The sequence below is a fragment of the Polaromonas sp. P1_E3 genome (assembly GCF_056405935.1).
In genome coordinates, this window is the sequence record NZ_JBFUBD010000482.1 from 1 (window position 1) to 1,813 (window position 1,813).

A 1,813-nucleotide genomic window follows, 5' to 3' on the forward strand; every position below is an offset into this window, starting at 1 on the left:
GTTGTAAGGGTCCTGCTCGGTCAGGCTCCAGCCGGAGGTCTGGCAGTGGGTGCGCAGCATCAGGCTCTTGGGGCTTTTGGCATTGAAGCCTTTCATGATGCGGCACCACAGCAGGCGGGCGGCACGCATCTTGGCGACTTCGAGGTAGAAGTTCATGCCGATGGCCCAGAAGAAACTCAGGCGCCCGGCGAACTCATCCACGTCCAGGCCCTTGCCCAGCGCGGTTTTCACATACTCTTTGCCGTCGGCCAGCGTGAAGGCCAGCTCCAGCGCCTGGTTGGCACCTGCTTCCTGCATGTGGTAGCCCGAGATCGAGATCGAGTTGAACTTCGGCATGTTCTGCGCCGTGTATTCAATGATGTCGCCGATGATGCGTATGCTGGGCTGGGGCGGAAAGATGTACGTGTTGCGGACCATGAACTCCTTGAGGATGTCGTTCTGGATGGTTCCGCTCAATTTATCCTGGGCGACGCCCTGCTCTTCTGCCGCAACCACATAACCCGCCAGTACCGGCAGCACCGCGCCGTTCATGGTCATGGAGACGCTGACCTTGTCCAGCGGAATCTGGTCGAACAGGATTTTCATKTCCTCGACCGAATCAATCGCCACACCAGCCTTGCCAACGTCACCGGTTACACGCGGGTGGTCGCTGTCGTAGCCGCGGTGGGTAGCCAAGTCGAAGGCCACCGACACACCCTGCCCTCCGGCGGCCAGAGCCTTGCGGTAGAAGGCGTTGGATTCCTCGGCCGTGGAAAAGCCCGCGTACTGACGGATCGTCCAGGGGCGCACCGCATACATGGTGGCCTGCGGGCCGCGGATGAAAGGCTCGAAACCCGGGAGCGTGTTGGTGTGGGGCAGGCCCTGGATGTCTTCGGCGGTGTACAGCGGTTTGACGCTGATGCCGTCCGGCGTTTGCCAGTTCAGCGCATCCAGATCTCCACCAGGAGCCGACTTGGCAGCCGCTTTGGCCCAGGCCTCCAGGCTGGCGGCGGGAAATTCTGGCTCGGGAGGACGCTTGGACATGGAATGTTCACCGTAACAGGATCTGCTGAGGCTGGCGATGCAAACCGGAGCCTCCGAAGATGGGATTCTTGATCGCTGCAAGTTTACATCATTTATAATTATTGATGCAAAATTCAGTTTCGGGTAAGATGCCAGCAGCGCTGACAGGAAGCAGCGCGCACCAAGCTATCGCCTCACCCTACTAGAACACCCTATGTCCATGGCCGCCGTGTCCCTGACTCCCCGAGCGCTTTATGAAGAAGTCGCCGAGCTTTTGCGCCAGCGCATTTTCAGCCGCGAACTGGCGCCGGGCAGCTGGATCGACGAGCTCAAGCTGGCTGAGGAATACGGGATCAGCCGTACGCCACTGCGCGAGGCCCTGAAAGTGCTGGCCACCGAAGGCCTGGTCACGATGAAAGTGCGGCGTGGCGCTTACGTGACCGAAGTCTCTGAACGCGACCTGGCCGACGTGTACCACCTGCTCGCACTGCTGGAGAGCGATGCGGCCGGTGTTGTAGCCGCGCAGGCAACGCCTTCCCAGATCAAGGAGCTACAGGGCCTGCATGAAGAGCTCGAAAAAGCGGTCAACAACCGCGAGCGTTTTTTCGAGATCAACGAAGCTTTTCACATGCGCCTGCTTGAAATTGCCAACAACCGCTGGCGCGACCAGATGGTGGCGGACTTGCGCAAGGTGATGAAGCTCAACCGGCACAACTCGCTGCTCAAGAGCGGCCGTATTGAAGAATCATTGGCTGAGCACCGCGCCATCATGCAGGCGCTGTCGTCAGGCGACGCGAACGCCACTGCACAG

2 protein-coding genes are annotated in these 1,813 nt (G+C 60.0%); one reads left to right on the forward strand and one right to left on the reverse strand.

Annotated features, from left to right (window positions below; translation table 11 throughout):
* Positions 1-1,023, reverse strand: a 1,023-nt coding sequence (locus tag AC1D0Z_RS20785; protein ID WP_477660059.1) for a methylmalonyl-CoA mutase family protein, incomplete at its 3' end; no start/stop codon positions are given.
* A gap of 199 nt (positions 1,024-1,222) precedes the next feature.
* Between AC1D0Z_RS20785 and AC1D0Z_RS20790 the strand changes: the two genes are divergently transcribed.
* Positions 1,223-1,813 (forward strand): GntR family transcriptional regulator (locus AC1D0Z_RS20790; protein ID WP_477660060.1); only part of this gene is annotated, 591 nt, incomplete at its 3' end.